Source organism: Rhodococcus sp. T2V, from assembly GCF_029269925.1.
GTDB lineage: Bacteria > Actinomycetota > Actinomycetes > Mycobacteriales > Mycobacteriaceae > Rhodococcus_F > Rhodococcus_F koreensis.
The window spans coordinates 1-3,633 of sequence record NZ_JARJBD010000218.1 but is presented as its reverse complement, the minus strand read 5'-3'; the positions used below and the strand labels follow the sequence as shown (position 1 = coordinate 3,633).

Genomic DNA, 3,633 nt, shown 5'->3' with positions numbered 1-3,633 from the left:
GTTGCAGCGGTGTCGGCGGGTCGAGTTCGAGGTTGGTGTGCAGTTCCCGGAAGAAGTCGGTGGTGCTCATCCCGAAGTCCGCCAGGATTTTCTCTTCCGGGCCGCCGCCGTGGCTGTACCAGCGCAGTTCGAAGGACACCATCCGGTTCATCTGTGCGGTGCTCATCTGGCCACCTTTCCCGTGTCGTCGTGCTTTTGTGTGAGGGGTGGAGTTTCGACGCCCGATTCGGGGCGGGGGCCGACCTGATCGGCCACGTGTTTCTGGACGCAGTCATCGACGGAGTCGAGTTCACGGTCGCCACGGGACTCACCGTCGCCGAGGAACTGAGGCGGGTTCACCGAGCCTGCCATATAGACCTCCCGACCCCGCGAGCCGAATTCGGCAGGCGGCGGCGATGTGTCGGCGAATTGCGAATTCGTGCACGAACTTCATTCGAGTGCCGGGATAATTTTCTGACACCGGTAGCTTTTCTCGGCGCACGAACGGCGATATTCCGGTCCCGCTCGAGCAATTGTTCGGATCCCGCCCCTGGTGTCGGTGAGCATTCCGCCGGGTGACCCGCACCGGTGTCGGCAATGTGGACCCGCACCAGGACCGATCGGGTGGGACGGCCGCCGACTGCCCGTGCGCGGTCAGCCGCTCTCGCGTGCCCCAGATGCGGCACCCGCACTATCCATGCTGGTCTCGGGGGCAGTTGCCTGCTCATGGCGGCGGCTCGGCTCCCACCTGGTAAGCCGAGCCACCGCCGCGTCAGGGCCGTTTCCGGCCGATCAACTGATTCCGATGCCGCCGCCGAACATGACGCTCAGCCACTTCAGGAACGCCTCGAACGCGACGGAAAAGTCAACACCTGCAGAACCCATGAAATCGTCACTCCTCGTCTCCGTTTTGTCATCCACGGAATCGTCGATCCCGCTTACTCACATATCGCCCGCAGACACCTCCGATGTTTCATAAAATCCGAAATTGGTTGAGTTTTTCGAACTGGACGAAAGACCATTTATTCTGGACGATCGCTCAAAATGTGAAATGGACGACTGATCAGAATCGGGAAACCCTCTGGTAATCCGAGGAGGGTGGGCGTGAGATAAATTTTCGGCCTTGAGCGGCCCCTGAGCGCCCGAACGAAAATCCTTTGGCGGCAGCTGCAACGCATGCCTTCCCGGGGCGATACAACGGCCGGGTGGGACGGAGTGGGTTGGCCGCGTCGACAGCGACGGAACCCGGGAAACAAGAAGGTACGAGTGCTCGGTATGAACATGGGCTGGATGGTCGCGGCGTTGGTCGTGACGTTGCTGGTGGTTGCGCTGTCTCTCGCGGCGGCGGTCACCGCGGACGCGCGGTCCCGGCGCTCCCGCCGTCAGCTGGCGGCCCGGCGGGCCGCGGGTGCCGGGTCCGGAGCGCGGTCGGGGGTGCTCACCGCGGACAAGGTGCCTTCCGGCCCGGATTGGCCCCGGGTCGCGACGAGAGCGTGGGCGATCTGCGGCGCGGCCTCGGGCATCGCGCTGGCGTTCGTCGGCGTGCTGATCGTCGTGGGGTAGAACGGCCCGTCCGCCGCACGCCGGCGTGTCCGGGGGCCCGGGCACTGCACGTGACACCGGTGACGACGATGTCGTCCCGCGTCGGGCGACCGCCACGGCCCTTTACGCTCAGCACATGGGCAAGAAGCTTCCCGCCGACCAGCGTCGCGCCCAACTGATCGAGGCGGCGTTGACGATCGCGGCAGAGCAGGGGATCGCCGCGCTGACGGTGCGCCCCCTCGCCGCCGCGGCCGGAGTCTCGATGGGAGTGGTGCACTATCACTTCACCGACAAGGACACCCTCCTCACCCACCTCGCGCAAACCCAGATTCTGCAGGTAAACGAGGGAATGCGGACGGCGTTCGGGCAGTACACCGAACCCGGTGGGCTGTCCGGGACCGCGGCCCTCGCGGATCTGCTGCGCGCCGGAATCCGCGGACTGTGGCCGATCATCGAAGCCACCCCCCACCGCCAGCTGTTGACCTACGAGATCACCGCCCACGCGCTACGGCAGCGCAGGGCCGGCAACGACGCAGCCGGGGCGATCGCCCGGCAGCAGTACGACGTCATGGACGCCGAAACCGTCGCGTTTCTCACCCTCTGCGCGAGCCGCGCCGGTGTCGAGTGGGCGACCCCGGTCGATCAGGTCGCCCGGTTCGCGCTCGCGGGCATGAACGGGCTGGTGTTGCGCTGGCTGGTCGACCGAGACAGCGATGCCGCCCTCGCCGCCCTCGACGACCTCGTGCAGATCCTTGCCGCCAAGGCTCGCGAACCCTCAGCAACCGGGTAGGCGACCGCCTCGCCGCTTCCGCAAACACCTCCTCGGGAACGAGGTGAGCGAGGAACGACGCCGAAGCAGACTTCACCAACGGATCCCCGCCGCAGCCACGACGATCGCGGCAGCGAGACCGACACCGGTCACACACGCCCACATCAGACTGCCGTAGGCGGACCCGACCAACACTCCCATCGGTACCGCCACCCCGGCCACCGCGGAACACGCCGGCACCAGGACAGCAGATCTCCTGACCACTGCCGACACCGCAACAAACCGGCGGGCAGGCGGGGATGTCAGGGCTGTGGGACCTCGACGTGATCGGGGAGTTTGTCGCGCATCTTGTCCACTTGCTGCTCGATACGGTCGACGGCACTGTCGTTGTTGAGGACGGTGACCATCCCGGCGGCGAAGGCGATCGAGATGACGATCGCCAGCGCGCTCAGCACCAGGCCGGCGATCGCGACACCCTTGCCGGTGATCCCCACCCGGCGAGCCGCCCGCAGCCCGAGAATCCCGAGGACCAGCCCGACGATGCCCAGGATCAGCCCGACCGGGGAAAGGATCACGACCAGCACACACACGAAAGCGGCCACCCCGAACGCGAGCGCGAACGCCGCGGCCGCACTGGTCCGAGCGGGCTTGGTCACCACCCGCTGCTCCTCGACCGCCACGGGACGTCCATCGACGGGACGGCCCTCGATCCCGGGCTCCACCCGGCGCGGGTCGTCGCCGTCGCGGCCGGTCAGTGGTCTGTTCATTGCTACCTCCGTGTCGGAATCGGGCCTGTGCGCGGTCACCCCTCCCGTTCGTACCGGGCGGGGTTGCGTCCCCGCTCGTCGAGCGGTGGCACGTGGGGGACGCGTGCCCAGATCGGACCGTTTCCAACCCGGAGTGCGATGGCAGTGCGGCGGTGTCGATCTTCAGTCGCCCCGTCACACGTGCCCGGATTCGGGTTGCTCGTCCGACCCCGACCAGCACCTCCCACCCACGACACGAACGCGTCGTGACCGAACGCACCTTCGGCTCGCGACCGACCTGCGACGCTCATGCCCCTCGGTACGGTCGACGCTCCGTAACGCTGTGAGCTCTCTCACATAACGGCCGGGTAACGGAAGGGCAACGGGACGGCGATACCGGTGTCTCGTCGCCGCGAGCTGGGAAGGGTCCTCGCGCGGTCAATGCGGCCCTGCAGCAGGCGAAGACACTCCGCGTTATCAAATGGTGACATTGTGGCGTTCGGCCGTTACGGTCGTCACCGGCCGAGGAAACATCGGCCACATCCGGCCCGCCGCGCCAAACCTCGTCCCGCGGGTACCGGAGTCCCGACGAAGCAT

The 3,633-nt window shown here is 66.8% G+C and carries 3 protein-coding genes; 2 read left to right on the top strand and 1 reads right to left on the bottom strand.

Features of this window, described 5'->3' with window-relative positions; translation table 11 throughout:
• Positions 1-1,254 precede the first annotated feature (1,254 nt).
• Positions 1,255-1,542 (top strand): hypothetical protein, encoded by a 288-nt coding sequence (locus P3H15_RS53255; protein ID WP_276144706.1) that lies wholly within the window; start codon positions 1,255-1,257, stop codon positions 1,540-1,542.
• Between the two features lie 115 nt (positions 1,543-1,657).
• A complete protein-coding gene (locus P3H15_RS53250; protein ID WP_276144705.1) occupies positions 1,658-2,311 on the top strand; it encodes a TetR/AcrR family transcriptional regulator in 654 nt (217 codons plus the stop codon).
• A 281-nt stretch (positions 2,312-2,592) separates the two neighbouring features.
• Here the strand turns inward: P3H15_RS53250 and P3H15_RS53245 are convergent, their stop codons facing one another.
• Complete coding sequence (locus P3H15_RS53245) at positions 2,593-3,057, bottom strand: DUF4190 domain-containing protein (RefSeq protein WP_276144704.1); 465 nt, start codon at positions 3,055-3,057, stop codon at positions 2,593-2,595.
• Between the last annotated feature and the right edge of the window lie 576 nt (positions 3,058-3,633).

Bases quoted from the DNA above. Each gene is read 5' to 3' on its own strand.
- P3H15_RS53255 (WP_276144706.1), top strand. From the start codon at position 1,255: ATGAACATGGGCTGGATGGTCGCGGCGTTGGTCGTGACGTTGCTGGTG.
- P3H15_RS53250 (WP_276144705.1), top strand. From the start codon at position 1,658: ATGGGCAAGAAGCTTCCCGCCGACCAGCGTCGCGCCCAACTGATCGAG.
- P3H15_RS53245 (WP_276144704.1), bottom strand. From the start codon at position 3,057: ATGAACAGACCACTGACCGGCCGCGACGGCGACGACCCGCGCCGGGTG.